We start from the raw sequence: 18,909 nt of genomic DNA on the forward strand, positions 1-18,909 counted from the left end.
GCCAGTTCGGCCAGCAGCCAGACGGCGGCGATGGCGGCCTACGCGCGCTGGCGGCGCGGCCGGGCGCTGCCCGACGCACTGCTGTTTGCCGCCGTCTGGCTGCTGGCCGAACTGGCGCGCGGCGTGCTCTTCACCGGTTTCCCGTGGGTGGCGGCCGGTTACGCCCAGGTCGACGGCCCGCTGGCGGCGCTGGCGCCCTGGATCGGCGTCTACGGCATCGGCGCGCTGCTGGCGCTGGCGGCGGCCTTGTTCGCCCACGCGGCGCTGCGGCGGCGCGCCGGGGCCGCGCTGGTGGCGCTGGCGATCGTGCTGCTGCCGGGGCTGGCGGCGCCGCTGCGTTTCGACGCGCCGGCCGGCGCGCTGACGGTGTCGCTGGTGCAGACCAACATCGCCCAGGACGAGAAGTTCGCCGTCGAGCGCATGCCCGAGGCGATGGCCTGGCTGGCGCAGGCGCTGCGCGGCGCGCGCGGCCAGCTCGTCGTCGCGCCCGAGACGGCGGTGCCGCTGCTGCCCTTCCAGCTCGCCGACTTCGCGCCCGGCTACTGGGAGCAGCTGACGGCGCTGTTTGCCGCGCCGGGGCGCGCTGCCCTCGTCGGCGTGCCGCTGGGCGACTTCGACCGCGGCTACACCAACTCGGTCGCCGGGCTCTCGGGCGGCGCGCCCTACCGTTACGACAAGCACCACCTGGTGCCATTTGGCGAGTTCGTGCCGACGGGTTTCCGCTGGTTCACCGAGCTGATGAACATCCCGCTGGGCGACTTCGACCGCGGCCTCGTGAACCCGCCGTCCTTCGCCGCCGCCGGCCAGCGCATCGCGCCCAACATCTGCTACGAGGACTTGTTCGGCGAGGAGCTGGCGCGGCGTTTCGTCGACCCGGCCGCGGCGCCGACGCTGTTCGCCAACCTGTCCAACATCGCCTGGTTCGGCGACTCGGTGGCGCTGCCGCAGCACCTGAACATCTCGCGCATGCGGGCGCTGGAGTTCCAGCGGCCGATGATCCGCGCCACCAACACCGGCATGACGGTCGTCATCGACGCACGCGGCGAGGTCACGGCGCGGCTGGAGCCCGGCATCCGCGGCGTGCTCGAGGCCAAGGTCGAAGGCCGCAGCGGCATCACGCCGTTTGCCTGGTGGGCGGCGCGTTTCGGGCTGTGGCCCATGGGGCTGCTGGCGGCGCTGGTCGTGATCGTGTCGGCGGGGTGGCGGCGGCGGGCTGCGTAAACTTCCGGGTTTTGTCGCCCGCGTCCCGCTCCATGCTCACCTTCCAGCAGATCATCCTCAAGCTCCAGTCCTACTGGGACGCCCAGGGCTGCGCGCTGCTGCAGCCCTACGACATGGAGGTCGGCGCCGGCACCAGCCACACCGCGACCTTCCTGCGCGCGATCGGCCCCGAGCCCTGGAAAGCCGCCTACGTGCAGCCCAGCCGCCGCCCCAAGGACGGCCGCTACGGCGAGAACCCGAACCGGCTGCAGCACTACTATCAATATCAGGTGGTGCTCAAACCCGCGCCGGCCAACATCCTGGACCTGTACCTCGGTTCGCTCGAAGCGCTGGGCTTCGACCTGAAGGCCAACGACGTGCGTTTCGTCGAGGACGACTGGGAGAACCCGACGCTGGGCTGCTGGGGCCTGGGCTGGGAGGTGTGGCTGAACGGCATGGAAGTGACGCAGTTCACCTACTTCCAGCAGGTCGGCGGCATCGACTGCAAGCCGATCACCGGCGAGATCACCTACGGCCTGGAGCGCCTGGCGATGTATCTGCAGGGCGTGGACAACGTCTATGACCTGCAGTGGACCGACACGCTGAAGTACGGCGACGTCTACCACCAGAACGAGGTCGAGCAGAGCACCTACAACTTCGAGCACAGCGACGTCGAGTTCCTGCTCACCGCCTTCGCCGCGCACGAGAAGCAGAGCAAGTACCTGATGGAGCAGCAGCTGGCGCTGCCGGCCTACGAGCAGCTGCTGAAGGCCGGCCACACCTTCAACCTGCTGGACGCGCGCGGCGCGATCAGCGTCACCGAACGCGCCGGCTACATCGGCCGCATCCGCAACCTGGCGCGCGCCGTCGCCCAGAGTTATCTCGACAGCCGCGCGCGCCTGGGTTTCCCGCTGGCGCCGCGCGAGTGGGCCGACGAAGTCGCCGCGCAACTGGCGAAGAAGGCGGCCTGACACCATGACCGACAAGAAGAACCTGCTCGTCGAACTCTTCGTCGAGGAACTGCCGCCCAAGGCACTGAAGAAGCTGGGCGAGGCTTTCGCCGGCGTGCTCGCCGACGGCCTGCGCGCCCAACAGCTGGCCAGCGCCGACGCCGCCGTCACCGCCTACGCCTCGCCGCGGCGCCTCGCGGTGCAGGTCGCCGGCGTCGCCGCCAAGGCCCCCGACCAGGCCGTCAGCACCAAGCTGATGCCGGTGGCCGTGGCGCTGGCCGCCGACGGCGGCGCCACGCCGGCGCTGGTGAAAAAGCTGGCCGCGCTCGGCCACGGCGCCGACGTCGTGCCCCAGCTCAAGCGCCAGGGCGAAGGCAAGAACGAGGCGCTGTACCTGGACAGCATCCAGCCCGGCGCGACGCTGGCCGAAGGGCTGCAGAAGGCGCTGGCCGAAGCCATCGCCAAGCTGCCGATCCCGAAGGTGATGAAGTACCAGCTCGCCGACGGCTGGACCAGCGTCGACTTCGTGCGCCCGGCGCACGGGCTGGTGGCGCTGCACGGCAGCGATGTCGTGCCGGTCGGCGCGCTCGGCCTGCAGGCCGGCCGCACGACGCGTGGCCACCGTTTCGAGGCCGCCACGCCGACGGTCGAGATCCACGACGCCGACAGCTACGCCGCGCAGCTGCGCGACGAAGGCGCCGTCATCGCCAGCTTCGCCGAGCGCCGCGCCGAGATCGTGCGCCAGCTCGACGCGGCCGCCGCCAAGGAAGGCCTGAAGCCGATCGACGACGACGCGCTGCTCGACGAGGTGACGGCGCTGGTCGAGCGCCCGAACGTGCTGCTGGCGCGTTTCGAGCCCGAGTTCCTGGCCGTGCCGCAGGAGTGCCTGATCCTGACGATGAAGGCCAACCAGAAGTACTTCCCGCTGCTCGACGCCCAGGGCCGGCTGACCGAACGTTTCCTCGTCGTCAGCAACATCCGCCCGGCCGACGCCAGCCGCGTGATCGGCGGCAACGAACGTGTCGTGCGCCCGCGCCTGGCCGACGCCAAGTTCTTCTTCGACCAGGACCGCAAGAAGACGCTGGCCTCGCGCATCCCGGCGCTGGCCAAGGTGGTCTACCACGGCAAGCTGGGCAGCCAGGGCGAACGTGTCGAGCGCGTGCGGGCGATCGCGCGCCACATCGGCGAACAGCTCGGCGGCGCGTCGCTGGCGGCGCTGGCCGATCGCGCCGCGCTGCTGGCCAAGGCCGACCTGCTGACCGACATGGTCGGCGAGTTCCCCGAGCTGCAGGGCGTGATGGGCGGCTACTACGCGCGCCACGACGGCGAGACCGAAGCCGTCGCGCTGGCCGTCGAGGACCACTACCGCCCGCGTTTCGCCGGCGACGCGCTGCCGCGTACCGACGCCGGCCTGGCCGGCATCACGGTCGCGCTGGCCGACAAGCTGGAGACGCTGGCCGGGCTGTTCGGCATCGGCCAGCTGCCCACCGGCGACAAGGACCCGTTCGCGCTGCGCCGCCACGCGCTGGGCGTGATCCGCATGCTGGTCGAGAAGGCGCTGCCGCTGTCGGTGCCGGCGCTGGTCTCGGCGGCGTTTGCTGCCTTCCCGGCCGGCCACGGCCAGGCCCAGGCCGAGGTGCTGCGTTTCCTCGACGAACGCCTGGTCGGCTGGCTGCGTGAACAGGGTTACAGCGCGCACGAGGTCGACGCCGTCGTCGCGCTGCGCACCGAACGCTGGGCCGAGCTGCCGCAGCGCCTGGCCGCGGTGCGCGCTTTCGCCGCGCTGCCCGAGGCGCCGGCGCTGGCCGCTGCCAACAAGCGGGTCGGCAACATCCTGAAGAAGAGCGACGAGACCACCGGCGGCGCGGTCGACGCGGCGCGCCTGGTCGAGCCGGCCGAAGCGGCGCTGTTCGACGCGCTCGGCCGCGTCGCGCCGCAGGCCGATGCCGCCTTCGCGCGTGGCGACTACGCGGCTTCGCTGCAGGCGCTGGCGGCGCTGAAGGCGCCGGTCGACGCTTTCTTCGACGCCGTGATGGTCAACGCCGAGGATCCGGCGCTGCGCCGCAACCGGCTGGCGCTGCTGGGCACGCTCCATGCTGCGATGAACCGCGTCGCCGACCTGTCGCGGTTGGCGACATGACGCCCCCAAGCTCGCTCGCGCTCGCTACCCCCCGAGGGGGCCGTCCGCCGACGGGCCGGCAAAGCCGGACCCGTGGCGGGAAGCTTGAGCGGTAGCGGCCGTTGTTCTTCGCATTCCGAGGAGATAGTCCATGCCTGCGCCGTCGATCAAGCTCGTGATCCTGGGCCGCGACGGCATCCTCAACGAGTTCCGCGACGACCACGTCAAGGGGCCCGAGGAGTGGGCGCCGATCAAGGGCTCGCTGGAGGCGGTGGCGCGGCTGAACCACGCCGGCTGGCACGTGGTGCTGGCGACCAACCAGGCCGGCATCGGCCGCGGCATGATCGACATGGTCTCGGTCAACGCGGTGCATGCGCACATGAACCGCCAGCTCGCGGTGCTCGGCGGGCGTTTCGACGCGGTGTTCTTCTGCCCGCACACGCCCGAGGAGCAGTGCGACTGCCGCAAGCCGCTGCCCGGGCTGCTGCTGGACATCGGCCGGCGCTACGGCGTCGACCTGCGCGGCGTGCCGGTGGCCGGTGACACCGTGCGCGACCTGACCGCCGCGCGTGCCGCCGGCTGCGAGCCGCACCTGATCCTCACCGGCCGCGCCGCCGCGCTCGACGACGAGCAGCTGCACCAGACCCTGCACCAGGTGCCCGGCGCACGCGCCCACGCCAACCTCGGCGCCTTCGTCGACTTCGTGCTCCAGCGCGACCGCAGCCAGCCGGAGGCCGCACCGGGAGAGCGCAGCTGATGCGCGTTGCCTGGCTGCTGCGCTCGGTGCTGTACTGGGCCTGGCTGACGCTGACCGTCATGCCCTGGGCGACGGTGCTGGTGCTGGTCTCGGCCTTCGCGTCCCGGCGCATCTGCTGGCGCGTCTGCGTCGGCTGGCTGACGCTGGCGATCCGCAGCGCACGCTTCATCTGCGGCGTCGCCTGGCGCGTGCACGGCATCGAGAACGTGCCCACGCTGGCCGACCGCCATGCGGCCGTCGTGCTCGCCGCCAAGCACCAGTCGACCTGGGAGACCTTCGCGCTGCCGATGCTGATGCCGCACCCGATCGCCTACGTCTTCAAGCGCGAGCTCTTGTGGGTGCCGTTCTTCGGCTGGGCGCTGGCGCGGCTGGACATGATCCACATCGACCGCTCGCGCCGCGCCGAGGCCTGGAACAAGGTGGCGAAGCTGGGCCGGCGCCTGTTCGACCTGGGCAACTGGGTGATCATGTTCCCCGAGGGCACACGCACGCGGCGTGGCACCCAGGGTGCCTACAAGACCGGCGCCGCGCGCCTGGCCATCACCGCCGGCGTGCCCATCGTGCCGATCGCGGTCACCGCCGGCCGCTGCTGGCCGGCCAAAAGCATGCTGCTGCGCCCGGGTCTGGTCGAGGTCTCGATCGGCGCGCCGATAGCTTCTGCCGGCCGCCAGCCCGACGAACTGATGCGCCAGGTCGAGGCCTGGATCGAAGCCGAGATGCGCCGCCTGGACCCCGAGGCCTACGCGACTAAGCCCGAGGCCCAGCCGGCCCAGGGTTTGGGCCGCGGCGGCGCGTAGTCGCCCACCTTCGGCGTCTGCAGGCCCAGCGCCGCCAGCGCTTCGGCGAACTTGACCGCGGCGGCGACGCCGTCGACCACCGGCACGCCCAGGCGCGCCTGCAGCGTGCGCGCCAGCCCGGCCATGCCGGCGCAGCCGAGCACGATGGCCTCGCTGCGGTCGGCCGCCAGCGCGCGCCGCGCGGCGGCTTCCAGCGTGGCGACCAGCGCGTCGCCGGCGGCCTCCAGGTCCAGCACCGGGATGTCGGTGCCGTGGATGCCGCGGCAGGCGCGTTCGAAGCCGTAGCGCTGCACCAGGCGTTCGGCGATGACGCAGGTGCGTGACATCGTCGTCACCACCGAGAAGCCGGTGGCCAGCATCGCCGCGGCGTGGAAGGCGGCTTCGGCGATGCCCAGCACCGGGCCGGCCAGCACCTCGCGTGCGGCGTCCAGGCCGGGGTCGCCGAAGCAGGCGATCACGGTCGCGTCGACGCCGTCGCCGGCGGCCAGGCGCGCCTGCTCGGCGACGCCGGCAGCGCCGAAAGCGTCGTCGAAATGGCCTTCGATCGAGGCCGGCCCGAAGCTCGGCTGGCGCGCGATGATCTCGGTTCCGGCGGCGGCGATCTCGCGCGCCGCGGCCGCGATCGACGCCGTCATCGCGGCCGAGGTATTGGGGTTGATCAGCAGCAGTCTCACGCGTCCTCTCCTGTCCACAGCGGTGCAGTTTGCATACAAACAGGCCGGGCTGGTGCGTTGTTTCACCGTGTCGGTGAGCGCCTCTGGTGCCGGGGGCTGTCGACAATCGTCCGCCTGCAAGGGCCGGGCCCGTGGCCCCTCGTCTGGCACGCTCGTTGCGTCCTGCCGGCGCCGATGAGCGCGCGCACCGACCTGGAACTCGTCTCGCTGGCCAAACACTTCGGCGATGCGGTCGCCGTCGCCGGTATAGACCTGAAGATCGCCAGTGGCAGCTACTGCTGCCTGCTAGGCCCCTCGGGCTGCGGCAAGACCTCGACGCTGCGCATGATCGCGGGTCACGAGACACCGACCGCGGGCCATGTCGTGCTCGCCGGGCGCGAGATCACGCACTTGTCGCCGGCCGAACGCGGCACCGCGATGATGTTCCAGAGCTACGCGCTGTTCCCGCACCTGACGGTGCTGGACAACGTCGCCTTCAGCGCCCGGATGAAGGGCGTGGCGCGCGCCGAACGCGAGGCGAGGGCGCGCGAGCTGCTGGAACTGGTGGCGATGACGCCGTACGCCGCGCGGCTGCCGGCGGCGCTGTCGGGCGGCCAGCAGCAGCGGGTGGCGCTGGCGCGCGCGCTGATGATGCGCCCGCGCGTGCTGCTGCTGGACGAACCGCTGTCGGCGCTGGATCCCTTCCTGCGCCTGAAGATGCGCGCCGAACTCAAGCGCTGGCACCAGGAGCTGGGCATGAGCTTCGTGCACGTCACCCACTCCCAGGAAGAGGCGATGGCGCTGGCCGATCTCGTCGTCGTGATGAACCACGGCCGCATCGAGCAGGCCGGCAGCGCGCGCGAGGTCTTCGAGCGCCCGCGCACCGAGTTCGTCGCGCGCTTCATCGGCGCCCACAACGTCATCGAGACGCCGGCCGGCAAGGTGGCGGTGCGCAGCGACCGCGTGCGCCTGGGTTTCGACGGCGAGGGCGTGCCGGTCACGGTGCAGGCGATCGAATACCAGGGCGCGCAGGTGCAGGTGCACGTGCAGGCGCTGGGCGAGCCGCGCGCGGCCGACGACGCCGCCGACGACGAAGCGCCGGTCCACACCTGGACCGCGGCGCTGTCCGATGCCGATTTCCACGCGCGCCCGTTCGAGCCCGGGCAGCGTCTGGCGATGCGCTGGCCCGAAGCCGAAGCGCACGCGCTCGAAGCCTGAACTTCCACCCGCCCCAGGAGCACCCGATGAGCGATCAACAACGTCCCGCCGGCAACACGCGCCGCCAGGTCCTGAAGATGGCCGGCGCCGCCGGCGTCGGCCTGGCCGGTTTCCCCTACGTGCACGCGCAGGAGAAGATCACGCTGCGCTACCTCGGCACCGCGGTCAACCAGGACCGCCGCATCGCCGAGAAGTTCGAGGCCGACACCGGCATCAAGATCCAGTACATCGCGGTGACCACCGACGACGTCACCAAGCGCGCGGTGACGGCGCCGAACTCCTTCGACCTGATCGACACCGAGTACTTCAGCCTGAAGAAGATCCTGCCGACCGGCAACCTGCTGGGCATCGACACCAAGCGCATCAAGAACGCCGACAAGATCACCACGCTGTTCACCCAGGGCACGGTCGGCGGCAAGAAGGTCGGCGACCAGGGCACGGCGCCGAAGAAGGTGATGTACCTGGACAAGCCCGACGCGAAGACCTTCTCCGCCGCGCCGACCCCGTACATGACGCTGATCCCGACGGTCTACAACGCCGACACGCTGGGTATCCGCCCCGACCTGATCAAGCGCCCGATCGAGAGCTGGAAGGAGCTGCTGAACCCCGAGTTCAAGGGCAAGGCGGCGATCCTCAACATCCCGTCGATCGGGATCATGGACGCGGCGATGGTCGTCGAGGCGATGGGCCTCTACAAGTACCCCGACAAGGGGAACATGACGAAGAAGGAGATCGACCTCACCATCAAGACGCTGATCGAGGCCAAGCGTGCCGGCCAGTTCCGCGCGCTGTGGAAGGACTTCAACGAGAGCGTCAACCTGATGGCCTCGGGCGAGGTCGTGATCCAGTCGATGTGGTCGCCGGCGGTGACCGCGGTGCGCACCAAGGGCATCCCCTGCGTGTTCCAGCCGCTGAAGGAGGGCTACCGCGCCTGGGCCGCCGGCTTCGGCATTCCGCGCACCCTGACCGGCCGCAAGGCCGACGCGGCCTACGAGTTCATCAACTGGTTCCTCGACGGCTGGGCCGGCGCCTACCTGAACCGCCAGGGCTACTACAGCGCCGTGCTGGAGACCGCCAGGTCCAAGATGGAAGCCTACGAGTGGGCTTACTGGATGCAAGGCAAGCCCGCCGCCCAGGACATCAAGAGCCCCACCGGCGACCTGCTCGCCAAGGCCGGCAGCGTGCGCGACGGCGGCAGCTACGAAGCGCGCATGGGCGGCATCGCGTGCTGGAACTCGATCATGGACGAGAACCAGTACATGGTGCAGAAGTGGAACGAGTTCGTCGCGGCTTGAGCCGGCGGCCGGGCCGGCACCTCGCGCCGCTGCAGCGCGCGGCTTTGCTCCCCCTCTCCCGCCCGGCGGGAGAGGGCCGGGGTGAGGGTGGTGGCGGACGACGTCCCTCACCCTGCGGGCCGCGCCGAGCCGGCGGCTCGGCCGCTCGGCCGGCGTCATCGGTCCACCGGACCGATGACGTCCTGACTCGCCCCCAACCCTCTCCCGCGAGCGGGAGAGGGAGAGGGAGCAGGGGCGCCCGGTGGTGAACCGCAGCGCCGTGTCGGCCTGGCTCCAGGCACTGCCGCTGGCGGCGGTGTTCGCCGTTTTCTTCCTGATCCCGCTGGCGCTGATCGTCACCGTCAGCTTCTGGCAGGCGACCGACTACGAGCTGATCCCGGCGTTCACGCCGCAGGCCTACATCGACCTGTTCTCGGGCTGCGGCGGCGGCCCCGACGACCTCTGCGTCACGCTGCGCACCTACGGCTCGACGCTGAAGTTCGCGCTGCTGACCTGGGCCATCACCGGCCTCGTCGGTTTCACGGTCGCCTACTTCCTCGCCTTCCACGTGCGCTCGACGCTGGTGCAGACGCTGCTGTTCATCGTCTGCACGGTGCCGTTCTGGACCAGCAACGTGATCCGCATGATCTCGTGGATCCCGCTGCTGGGCCGCAACGGCCTGGTCAACGACGCGCTGCTCGGCCTGGGCCTCGTGAAGCAGCCGGTCGAGTGGCTGCTGTACTCCGACTTCTCGGTCGTGCTGGCCTTCGTGCACCTGTACACGATGTTCATGATCGTGCCGATCTTCAATTCGATGATGCGCATCGACCGCTCGCTGATCGAGGCCGCGCGCGACGGCGGCGCCAGCGCCTGGCAGACGGTGCGCCACGTCGTGCTGCCGCTCAGCAAGACCGGCATCCTGATCGGCTCGATCTTCGTCGTCGCGCTGGTGATGGGCGACTTCGTCACCGTCGGCGTGATGGGCGGCCAGCAGATCGCCTCGGTCGGCAAGACCATCCAGGTGCAGGCCAGCTACCTGCAGTTCCCGGCCGCAGCCGCCAACGCCGTCGTGCTGCTGGCGGTGGTGCTGATGATGATCGTCGCGCTGATGCGCCTGGTCGACCTGAGGAAGGAGCTGTAGATGGCCGCCGAACGCCGCGCCCGGCCCGCCAGCTTCTGGTTTCTCGCGCTCTTCTTCTGCGCCTTCGTGCTGTTCCTGTACGGGCCGATGTTCGCCATCTTCGTGCTCAGCTTCCAGGGCCCCGAGGGCGGTCTGACCTTCCCGCTGCGCGGCGTGTCGCTGCACTGGTTCCGGCAGCTCTGGGAAGGCATAGGCACGGTGGACATCGGCGCCGCGTTCCGGCGTTCGCTGGCGCTGGGCGCCGTCGTCATGGGGCTGACGGTGGCGCTGTCGCTGGCCGCAGGCCTGGCCTACCGCAAGCGCCTGCCGGGCGGCACGGCGCTTTTCTATATCGTCGTCGCCAGCCTGATCATGCCGTCCATCGTCGTCTCGCTGGGCATAGCGCTGATGTTCCGGCTGCTCGACGGTTTTTTGCGTGCTTGGCTGGAGGCGCATGCGCCGTCCGTCGCCGAGAACTACGTCAGCGCGCTCGGCCTGTTCACCTCGGGCCTGGGCGCACAACTCACCTGGACCCTGCCTTTCGGCCTGCTGATCATGTTTGCCGTCTTCAACCGCTTCAACCCCGCCTACGAGGAAGCCGCACGCGACCTCGGCGCCAGCCCTCGCCAGAGCCTGTTGCACGTCGTGCTGCCGCTGATCGGGCCCAGCCTGGTCGGCATCGGCATGTTCGGCTTCACGCTGTCCTGGGACGAGATCGCCCGTTCGTCGCAGGTGATGGGCGACCTGAACACGCTGCCGCTGGAACTGCAGGGCCTGACGACGACGGTGACGACGCCGGTGATCTACGCGCTCGGCACGGTGACGACGGTGATCTCGTTCGCCGTCGTCGGCACGACGCTGGCGGTGGTCTGGGCCTGGCGCCGACGCGCCGGGGCGCGCGCATGAAGGCGACGCCCGCCACCGCGACGCAGCGCGTCTACGACGCCATCCACTCCGCGATCGTCGAACACCGGCTCGCGCCCGGCACCCGGCTGCGCGAGGTCGAACTGGCCGCAGGTTTCGGCGTTTCGCGCACGGTGGTGCGCCAGGCGCTGCACCGGCTGGGGCAGGACCAGGTCGTCGAGCTCGAACACAACCGCGGCGCCCGCGTGCCGCAGCCCACGCGCGAGCAGGCGGCGCAGGTCTTCGACGCGCGCCGTGTCGTCGAGTGCGAGCTGGTGCGGCGCCTGGCCGGCCGGCTGAGCAGCGAGCAATGCGCCGAACTCGAGGCGCTGGTGCGCCAGGAGTCCGAGGCCGAGGCCCGCGGCGACGCGCCGGCGACGATCCGGCTGTCGGGCGAATTCCACCGCGCGCTCGCGCGTTTCGCCGGCAACCCGGTCTTCGTGCGCCTGCTCGACGAACTGCTGCCGACGACCTCGCTGCTGATCGCGCTCTACCAGGGCGGCCACGCCCGCACCTGCGCCGCGCACACGCACACCGGGCTGCTGGCGGCGCTGGCCGGGCGCGGCAGCGGCGCCGCCACCGAGATGCGCCGCCACCTCGGCGAGATCGAACGTTCGCTGAGCGTCGGCGAGGCGGTCGCGCCGACGCCGTTGCGCGACCTGTTCGCGCCTTACCGCGAAGGCTGAGAGCGGCCGCGGCGCCGGCTCGCGCCGTTTTCCTAGAATCGCGTCTCATGCCGCCCGTGCCAGACGCCGCGCCCGCGAGCCAGCTGTCCCTGTTCGACGCGCCGCACGCGTCGCTCGCGCCACCCACCGTGCGCGTGGCGGCGCCGTCGCCGGGTTTCGTGCACCCGCGTGCGCAGCGCGAAATCCGCCTCGGCGAGCACCTGGTCGGCTACGAGCTGCGGCGTGCGCGCCGGCGCAGCATCGGCTTCGTCATCGGCGCCGAAGGCCTGAGCGTCAGCGCGCCGCGCTGGGTGCCGGCGGGCGACATCGACGCCGCGCTGCGCGCCAAGGCGCAGTGGATCCTGCGCAAGCTGCACGAGCAACGTGAACGCGGCCGGCGCCTGGCCGCGGCGCGCATCGACTGGCGCGACGGCGCGACCATCCCCTTTCTCGGCCGCGAGATCGTGCTGCGCCTGGACCCGCTGGCCGCCGGCGCCGTGCTCGACGCCGAAAGCGGCACGCTGCGCCTGGGGTTGCCGCAGGGCGCCGCGCCCGAGCAGTGGCGCGACGTGGTGCAGAGCTGGCTGCAGCGCCAGGCGCGCCGCATCTTCGAGGAACGTGTCGGGCGCTTCGCACCGCAGCTCGGGGTCGCGGTCAAACGCCTGTCGCTCAGTTCGGCCGCCACGCGCTGGGGCAGCGCCAGCGCCGACGGCTCGGTGCGGCTGAACTGGCGCCTGGTGCATTTCGCGCTGCCGGTCATCGACTACGTCGTCACGCACGAACTCGCCCACCTGCGCGAGATGAACCACAGCGCCGCCTTCTGGGGCGTCGTGCGTTCGGTGATGCCCGACTACGAACAGGCGCGCGGTGCGCTGCGCCACGAGGTGCTGCCGGTTTTCGACTGAGGCCGCGGCTTGACGGCGGTCAGGCCGCAAGCCTGCAACCTACAAAGGTATGGGGGCGGAATCCGTCCCCCAACGTATGGGCGGCGGTGCAGTCTTGCGTCACACTCTGGCACAACGCTGTCATCACCGTCGGCGCAGGGAACGGTTCAATGAAACCGGCAGGGTGGCGGCGGGCCCCTCGGGCCCGCCGCCTGCTCTATCCAGCAGCCCTGGCGCCTGCCACTCCATCCTGTCTTTGTGCCGCCCTGCGGGGCGGCCCTGTGCCGTGGCGCGTGCCGGGCGACTTACAGTTCGGCTCCCGGTTCACGTTGACGTCAACGTCACTTCGCCATGGACTCGACGCGCCCCGGCGCCGCCCGCACCTACACGATCACCGAGCTCGCGCACGAGTTCGACATCACGCCGCGCGCGATCCGCTTCTACGAAGACGTCGGCCTGCTGACGCCCGAGCGCCGCGGCCGCAACCGCGTCTACCTGGCGCGCGACCGCACCCGGCTGAAGCTGACGCTGCGTGGCAAACGCCTGGGTTTTTCGCTGCAGGAGATCAAGCAGCTCGTCGACCTCTACGACTCGCCCTCGGACACGGCGCAGCAGCTGCAGGCCTTCCTCGGCACGCTGGCCGAGCACCGGCGCCAGCTCGAGCAGCAGCGCGAAGACCTGGAGGTCACGCTGGCCGAGATCGAGCAGCACGAGCAGCGCTGCCGCGAGCTGCTGGCGGCCGCGGCGGCGCCGCGACGTCGGGTCGCCCCTCGTTGAGTGCCGGGCCCGGCTCGGGTAGATTGACGTTTACGTAAACGTCAACGAGCGGCGCGGCACGGACCGCGCCGCCGCCCACTGGAGACAACGCATGAGCCTGCCCGGACTGGACTTCATGCTCGGCGAGGACATCGAGGCGCTGCGCGACGCCGTGCGCGCCTTCGCCCAGGCCGAGATCGCCCCGCGCGCCGCCGAGATCGACCGCAGCGACCGCTTCCCGATGGACCTGTGGCGCAAGCTGGGCGACCTGGGCGTGCTCGGCATCACCGCGCCCGAAGCCTATGGCGGCGCCAACATGGGCTATCTGGCGCACATGGTGGCGATGGAGGAGATCTCGCGCGCCAGCGCCTCGGTGGGCCTGAGCTACGGCGCGCACAGCAACCTGTGCGTCAACCAGATCCGGCGCAACGGCAGCGAGGCGCAGAAGCAGCGCTACCTGCCGCGGCTGATCAGCGGCGAACACGTCGGCGCGCTGGCGATGAGCGAGCCCGGCGCCGGCAGCGACGTGCTGGCGATGAAGCTGCGGGCCGTCGAACGCGGCGGCGTCTATGTTCTCAACGGCAGCAAGATGTGGATCACCAACGGCCCCGACGCCGACACGCTGGTGGTCTACGCCAAGACCGAGCCCGAGCTCGGCGGCCGCGGCGTCACCGCCTTCATCGTCGAGAAGGGCATGGAGGGTTTCTCGGTGGCGCAGAAGCTCGACAAGCTGGGCATGCGCGGCAGCCACACCGGCGAACTGGTGTTCCAGGACGTCGAGGTGCCGGCCGAGAACGTGCTTGGCGCCGTCAACGGCGGCGCCAAGGTGCTGATGAGCGGGCTGGACTACGAACGTGCGGTGCTCGCCGCCGGGCCGATCGGCATCATGCAGGCGGTGATGGACGCCGTCGTGCCCTACGTGCACGAGCGCAAGCAGTTCGGCAAGAGCATCGGCGAGTTCCAGCTCATCCAGGCCAAGCTGGCCGACATGTACACGGTGCTGCAGGCCGGCCGCGCCTTCTGCTACACGATAGGCAAGAACCTCGACGCGCTCGGCAGCGGCCACGTGCGCCAGGTGCGCAAGGACTGCGCCAGCGTCATCCTCTGGTGCGCCGAGAAGGCCACCTGGATGGCCGGCGAAGGCATCCAGATCTTCGGCGGCAACGGCTACATCAACGACTTCCCGCTGGGCCGGCTGTGGCGCGACGCCAAGCTCTACGAGATCGGCGCCGGCACCTCGGAGATCCGGCGCATGCTGATCGGCCGCGAACTGTTCTCGCAGACGGCCTGAACCCTGGGGGCTGGGGGCGCTGCGTACACTCGCCAGCGTCCCCCCTGCACATCGTCGCCATGTCCGAAAAGCTGAACGACCTGTTCGCCAACAACCGAGCCTGGGCCGAGGACGTCGAAGCCCGCGAGCCGGGTTTCTTCACCCGATTGCTGCACCAGCAGACGCCGCAGTACCTGTGGATAGGCTGCGCCGACAGCCGGGTGCCGGCAAACGAACTCGTCGGCCTGCTGCCGGGCGAACTGTTCGTGCATCGCAACGTCGCCAACGTCGTCATCCCGACCGACCTGAACTGCCTGTCGGTGCTGCAGTACGCGGTCGACCAGCTGCGCGTGCGCCACGTGATGGTCGTCGGCCACTCGCGCTGCGGCGGTGTGATGGCGGCGCTGGGCAATGTGCGTGTCGGCCTGGCCGACAACTGGCTGCGCCACGTGCAGGACGTGCGCGACCGGCACCGCGAGTTTCTCGACCGCCTGCCCGCCGAGCGCCGCGTCGACGCGCTGTGCGAGTTGAACGTGCTCGAGCAGTCGCGCAACCTCTGCCGCACGACCATCGTCGAAGACGCCTGGGCGCGCGGCCAGGACGTCGCCGTGCACGGCTGGGTCTACGGCCTGCACAACGGCCTGATCGCCGACCTGGCCATCACCGCCTCCGGGCCGGCCGACGTCGAGCCGGCCTACGAGGCCGCACTGGCCGCGCTGCACCGGCGCTTCGGGGACGGCTGATGTTCCCGCGCCACCTCGGGGACGGGCGCGCCTACGAGATCGCGCGTGCCATGCTGGACGGCTTCAACCGCCACTACCGGCTGTTCCGCGAGGCCAGCGCCGCGGCCAAGCAGCGTTTCGAGCGCGCCGACTGGCACGGCCAGCAGCGCGCGCAGCGCGAACGCATCGAGTACTACGACCTGCGTGTGATGGAGGCCGTGCAGCGCCTGCGCGGCGAGTTCCACATCGAAGACCTGTCGATGCACACCTGGCAGCAGGTCAAGCTGCACTACATCGGCCTGCTCACCGACCACAGCCAGCCCGAGCTCGCCGAGACCTTCTTCAACTCGGTCACCGCCAAGCTTCTGCACCGCAGCTACTTCAACAACGACTTCATCTTCGTGCGCCCGGCGATCAGCACCGAGTACCTGGAAAGCGACGAACCCGGCACCAAGCCCACCTACCGCGCCTACTACCCGACGCACATGACGCTGGCCGAGACCTGGCACCGCATCGTCGACAACTTCCAGCTCGATCTCGCCTTCGAGGACCTGGACCGCGACGTCGACCGCGTGCTGCAGGCGATGCTGTCGGAGCTGGGCGGCTTCCGGCCGCGCGCCAACTTCCAGATCCAGGTGCTGTCCAGCCTGTTCTACCGGAACAAGGGCGCCTACCTGGTCGGCCGCATCATCAACGGCTTCAACGAGACGCCGTTCGCGCTGCCCATCCTGCACGGCGAAAGCGGCGCCCTGGTCATCGACGCCGCGCTCTTCGGCGAGGACGACCTGCTGATGCTGTTCAGCTTCGCGCGCGCTTACTTCATGGTCGACATGGAGGTGCCGTCGGCCTACGTGCAGTTCCTGCGTTCGATGATGCCGCACAAGGACCGCTCCGAGCTCTACAGCGCGCTGGGCCTGCAGAAGCAGGGCAAGAACATGTTCTACCGGGACTTCCTGGCCCACCTGCGCTACAGCAGCGACAAGTTCCGCATCGCCCCGGGCATCAAGGGCATGGTGATGCTGGTCTTCGACCTGCCCTCGTTCCCGTACGTCTTCAAGGTCATCAAGGACTACTACCCGCCGCAGAAGGAGACGACGCGCGAGCAGATCAAGTCCAAGTACCTGCTGGTCAAGCAGCACGACCGCGTCGGCCGCATGGCCGACACGCTGGAGTACAGCAGCGTCGCCTTCCCGCGCCACCGCTTCGAGGAAGAACTGGTGGCCGAACTGAAGCGTTTCTGCGGCAGCCTGCTCGAGGAGGAGGGCGACATGCTGGTCATCCGCCACCTCTACATCGAGCGCCGCATGATCCCGCTGAACATCTACCTGCAGGAAGCGCCGCCGGACCAGGTGGCGCATGCAGTCGTCGAGTACGGCAACGCGATCAAGGACCTGGTGGCCGCCAACATCTTCCCCGGCGACATGCTGTGGAAGAACTTCGGCGTCACGCGCCACGGCAAGGTGGTCTTCTACGACTACGACGAGATCGAGTACGTCACCGACTGCAATTTCCGCCGCGTGCCGGCGCCGCGCAACGAAGAAGACGAGATGTCGGGCGAGATCTGGTATTCGGTCGGTCCGAAGGACGTGTTCCCCGAGACCTTCGGCCCCTTCCTGCTCGGCAACCCGGCGGTGCGCGAGGTGTTCATGGCCCACCACGCCGACCTGCTGGATGCGGCCTTCTGGCAGACGCACAAGCAGCGCATCGCCGCCGGCCACGTGCACGACGTCTTTCCCTACGAGCCGTCCAAACGGTTTTCGAGCGGTCGCCCGAACGACTCACGACCCCTACAGGAGACACGCCATGCCTGAGTCCATCGTCATCGCCTCGGCCGCGCGCACGCCGATCGGCGGCCTGCTCGGCGACTTCGCCGCGCTGCAGGCCTGGGAGCTGGGCGCCGTCGCGGTGAAGGCCGCGGTCGAACGCGCCGGCGTGCCCGGCGACGCCGTCGACGAGGTGCTGCTCGGCAACTGCCTGATGGCCGGCCAGGGCCAGGCGCCGGCGCGCCAGGCGCTGCGCCGCGCCGGGCTGCCCGATTCGGCCGGTGCCGTGACGCTCAGCAAGATGTGCGGCTCGGGCATGCGCGCGATGATGTTCGCGCACGACATGCTCGCCGCCGGTAGCGCCGAGCTGCTGGTCGCCGGCGGCATGGAGAGCATGACGAACGCGCCGCACCTGGTGTTCGCGCGCAAGGGCATCAAGTACGGCGCCTCGGCGCTGTATGACCACATGGCGCTGGACGGCCTGGAAGACGCCTACGAACGCGGCAAGGCGATGGGCGTGTTCGCCGAACAATGCGTCGCGAAGTACGGCTTCACGCGCGAAGCCCAGGACGCGTTCGCGATCGCCTCGACCGCACGCTCGAAGCAGGCCAACGAGGACGGCAGCTTCGACTGGGAGATCGCCCCGGTGACGCTGGCCGGCAAGGGCGGCGAGACCGTCGTGCGCCGCGACGAGCAGCCGTTCAAGGCCCGGCCGGACAAGATCCCGGGGCTCAAGCCCGCGTTCAGGAAGGACGGCACGATCACCGCTGCCAGCGCCTCCAGCATCTCCGACGGCGCCGCGGCGCTGGTGCTGATGCGCGAGTCCAGCGCCGCCGCACGCGGCGTCAAGCCGCTGGCGCGCATCGTCGCGCACGCGGTGCACGCGCAGGCGCCCGAGTGGTTCACGACCGCGCCGGTGGGCGCCATCTCCAAGGTGCTGGCCAAGGCCGGCTGGAAGCCCGCCGACGTCGACCTGTGGGAGGTCAACGAGGCCTTCGCCGCGGTGACGATGGCGGCGATGCACGAGTTCTCGCTGCCGCACGAGAAGGTCAACGTGCACGGCGGCGCCTGCGCGCTCGGCCACCCGATCGGTGCCTCGGGCGCGCGCATCGTCGTCACGCTGCTGGGTGCGCTGCGCCGGCAGGGCAAGCGGCGCGGCGTCGCCGCCTTGTGCATCGGCGGCGGCGAAGCCACGGCGCTGGCGCTCGAAATGCTCTGAGCGAGGGCGTCGCCGTTTCGTGATGCGGTTTGTGATGCCGTGTTACGCAAACGGTCTTGGGCTGGCGGGGCCTGGGCTGGCAGACTGGTGGCAACCCGGAGCCCAGGCTTCGACCCCCAGACCAGGAGTCCGAGACGATGAACCGCCTCGCCACGCTGGCCGCACCGGCTGCGGCCGAAGAAGTCGAAAGCCCCGCGCTGATCGCCGTCGGCGAAGAAGCGCATGAACGCCTGCGCTACACGCGCACCGAGATCGAAGACTTCGCCCGCCTGTCGGGCGACGCCAACCCGCTGCACCGCGACCGCAAGGCCGCCGAACGCGCGCATTTCGGCGAGATCATCGCCAGCGGCCAGCAGACGGTGTCGCGGCTGCTGGGGCTGCTGGCCTCGCGCTTCTCGCGTTCCGACGACGGCCTGGCGCGCGAGCTGCTGGTGCTCAACGTCAACTTCGCGTTCAAGGCGCCGGTCTTCGCCGAGCAGGACCTGCACCTCGTCTGGCGCGTCACCCAGCTCGAGCCCTCGCACCGCGGCGGCGTCATCGCCCACGTCGACGGCCGCGCCGGCGTCGCCGGCAAGCCCTGCGTGATCGGCCGCGCCACGCTGCGCGTGCGAGCCCCCGGCGGCTGAAAGTCCTTCACCG

18 protein-coding genes are annotated in these 18,909 nt (G+C 70.3%); 17 read left to right on the forward strand and 1 reads right to left on the reverse strand.

Annotated elements, in window-relative coordinates; all coding sequences use genetic code 11:
• From lnt to CKO43_RS03170, 5 genes are all read left to right on the forward strand, one after another.
• Positions 1-1,221: apolipoprotein N-acyltransferase (lnt, locus tag CKO43_RS03150; protein WP_200377796.1), on the forward strand; the 1,221-nt coding region annotated here is incomplete at its 5' end.
• Positions 1,222-1,253: 32 nt separating this feature from the next.
• Positions 1,254-2,171, forward strand: coding sequence for a glycine--tRNA ligase subunit alpha (gene glyQ / locus CKO43_RS03155; RefSeq protein WP_200228881.1), 918 nt, complete (start codon positions 1,254-1,256; stop codon positions 2,169-2,171).
• A gap of 4 nt (positions 2,172-2,175) precedes the next feature.
• A complete protein-coding gene (glyS, locus tag CKO43_RS03160; protein WP_200377797.1) occupies positions 2,176-4,290 on the forward strand; it encodes a glycine--tRNA ligase subunit beta in 2,115 nt (704 codons plus the stop codon).
• 130 nt (positions 4,291-4,420) lie between these two features.
• The gene (gmhB, locus tag CKO43_RS03165; protein WP_200228883.1) at positions 4,421-5,026 is read left to right on the forward strand and encodes a D-glycero-beta-D-manno-heptose 1,7-bisphosphate 7-phosphatase; all 606 of its coding nucleotides are present in this window, start codon (positions 4,421-4,423) and stop codon (positions 5,024-5,026) included.
• Positions 5,026-5,823, forward strand: coding sequence for a lysophospholipid acyltransferase family protein (locus CKO43_RS03170; RefSeq protein ID WP_200377798.1), 798 nt, complete (start codon positions 5,026-5,028; stop codon positions 5,821-5,823). Before gmhB ends, CKO43_RS03170 begins: the two co-directional genes overlap by 1 nt.
• On the opposite strand, the gene CKO43_RS03175 is transcribed toward CKO43_RS03170, so the two are convergent.
• Complete coding sequence (locus CKO43_RS03175; RefSeq protein WP_200377799.1) at positions 5,766-6,497, reverse strand: aspartate/glutamate racemase family protein; 732 nt, start codon at positions 6,495-6,497, stop codon at positions 5,766-5,768. The genes CKO43_RS03170 and CKO43_RS03175 overlap by 58 nt on opposite strands.
• Positions 6,498-6,671: 174 nt before the next feature.
• Between CKO43_RS03175 and CKO43_RS03180 the strand changes: the two genes are divergently transcribed.
• The 12 genes from CKO43_RS03180 (at position 6,672) to CKO43_RS03235 (ending at position 18,896) form a co-directional block, all read left to right on the forward strand.
• Positions 6,672-7,694, forward strand: a complete 1,023-nt coding sequence (locus tag CKO43_RS03180) for an ABC transporter ATP-binding protein (protein ID WP_200377800.1) — start codon at positions 6,672-6,674, stop codon at positions 7,692-7,694.
• Positions 7,695-7,720: 26 nt separating this feature from the next.
• Positions 7,721-8,989: an ABC transporter substrate-binding protein gene (locus tag CKO43_RS03185; RefSeq protein WP_200228891.1), complete on the forward strand. Its 1,269-nt coding sequence runs from the start codon at positions 7,721-7,723 to the stop codon at positions 8,987-8,989.
• A gap of 241 nt (positions 8,990-9,230) precedes the next feature.
• Positions 9,231-10,109: an ABC transporter permease subunit gene (locus CKO43_RS03190; protein WP_200228893.1), complete on the forward strand. Its 879-nt coding sequence runs from the start codon at positions 9,231-9,233 to the stop codon at positions 10,107-10,109.
• Positions 10,110-10,994 (forward strand): ABC transporter permease, encoded by an 885-nt coding sequence (locus CKO43_RS03195; RefSeq protein WP_200377801.1) that lies wholly within the window; start codon positions 10,110-10,112, stop codon positions 10,992-10,994.
• Positions 10,991-11,677 (forward strand): GntR family transcriptional regulator, encoded by a 687-nt coding sequence (locus tag CKO43_RS03200; protein ID WP_200228897.1) that lies wholly within the window; start codon positions 10,991-10,993, stop codon positions 11,675-11,677. The genes CKO43_RS03195 and CKO43_RS03200 overlap by 4 nt, the downstream gene beginning before the upstream one ends.
• 47 nt (positions 11,678-11,724) lie before the next feature.
• On the forward strand, positions 11,725-12,561 hold the full coding sequence (locus CKO43_RS03205; RefSeq protein ID WP_200377802.1) for a M48 family metallopeptidase: 837 nt from the start codon (positions 11,725-11,727) through the stop codon (positions 12,559-12,561).
• A gap of 330 nt (positions 12,562-12,891) precedes the next feature.
• Positions 12,892-13,317, forward strand: coding sequence for a MerR family transcriptional regulator (locus tag CKO43_RS03210; RefSeq protein WP_200228901.1), 426 nt, complete (start codon positions 12,892-12,894; stop codon positions 13,315-13,317).
• A 91-nt stretch (positions 13,318-13,408) separates the two neighbouring features.
• Positions 13,409-14,587 carry an isovaleryl-CoA dehydrogenase gene (locus CKO43_RS03215; protein ID WP_200377803.1) on the forward strand — a complete coding sequence of 393 codons (1,179 nt, stop codon included), beginning with the start codon at positions 13,409-13,411 and terminating at the stop codon, positions 14,585-14,587.
• A gap of 59 nt (positions 14,588-14,646) precedes the next feature.
• A complete protein-coding gene (gene can, locus CKO43_RS03220) occupies positions 14,647-15,309 on the forward strand; it encodes a carbonate dehydratase (RefSeq protein ID WP_200228903.1) in 663 nt (220 codons plus the stop codon).
• Positions 15,309-17,099, forward strand: a complete 1,791-nt coding sequence (aceK, locus tag CKO43_RS03225) for a bifunctional isocitrate dehydrogenase kinase/phosphatase (RefSeq protein WP_200377804.1) — start codon at positions 15,309-15,311, stop codon at positions 17,097-17,099. Before can ends, aceK begins: the two co-directional genes overlap by 1 nt.
• A complete protein-coding gene (locus tag CKO43_RS03230; RefSeq protein ID WP_200377805.1) occupies positions 17,092-18,270 on the forward strand; it encodes an acetyl-CoA C-acyltransferase in 1,179 nt (392 codons plus the stop codon). Before aceK ends, CKO43_RS03230 begins: the two co-directional genes overlap by 8 nt.
• 137 nt (positions 18,271-18,407) lie before the next feature.
• Positions 18,408-18,896 (forward strand): MaoC family dehydratase, encoded by a 489-nt coding sequence (locus tag CKO43_RS03235; RefSeq protein ID WP_200228906.1) that lies wholly within the window; start codon positions 18,408-18,410, stop codon positions 18,894-18,896.
• Positions 18,897-18,909: the final 13 nt, after the last annotated feature.

Origin of the sequence: Rubrivivax gelatinosus, assembly GCF_016583785.1 — a bacterium.
Taxonomy (GTDB): domain Bacteria; phylum Pseudomonadota; class Gammaproteobacteria; order Burkholderiales; family Burkholderiaceae_C; genus Rubrivivax; species Rubrivivax gelatinosus_B.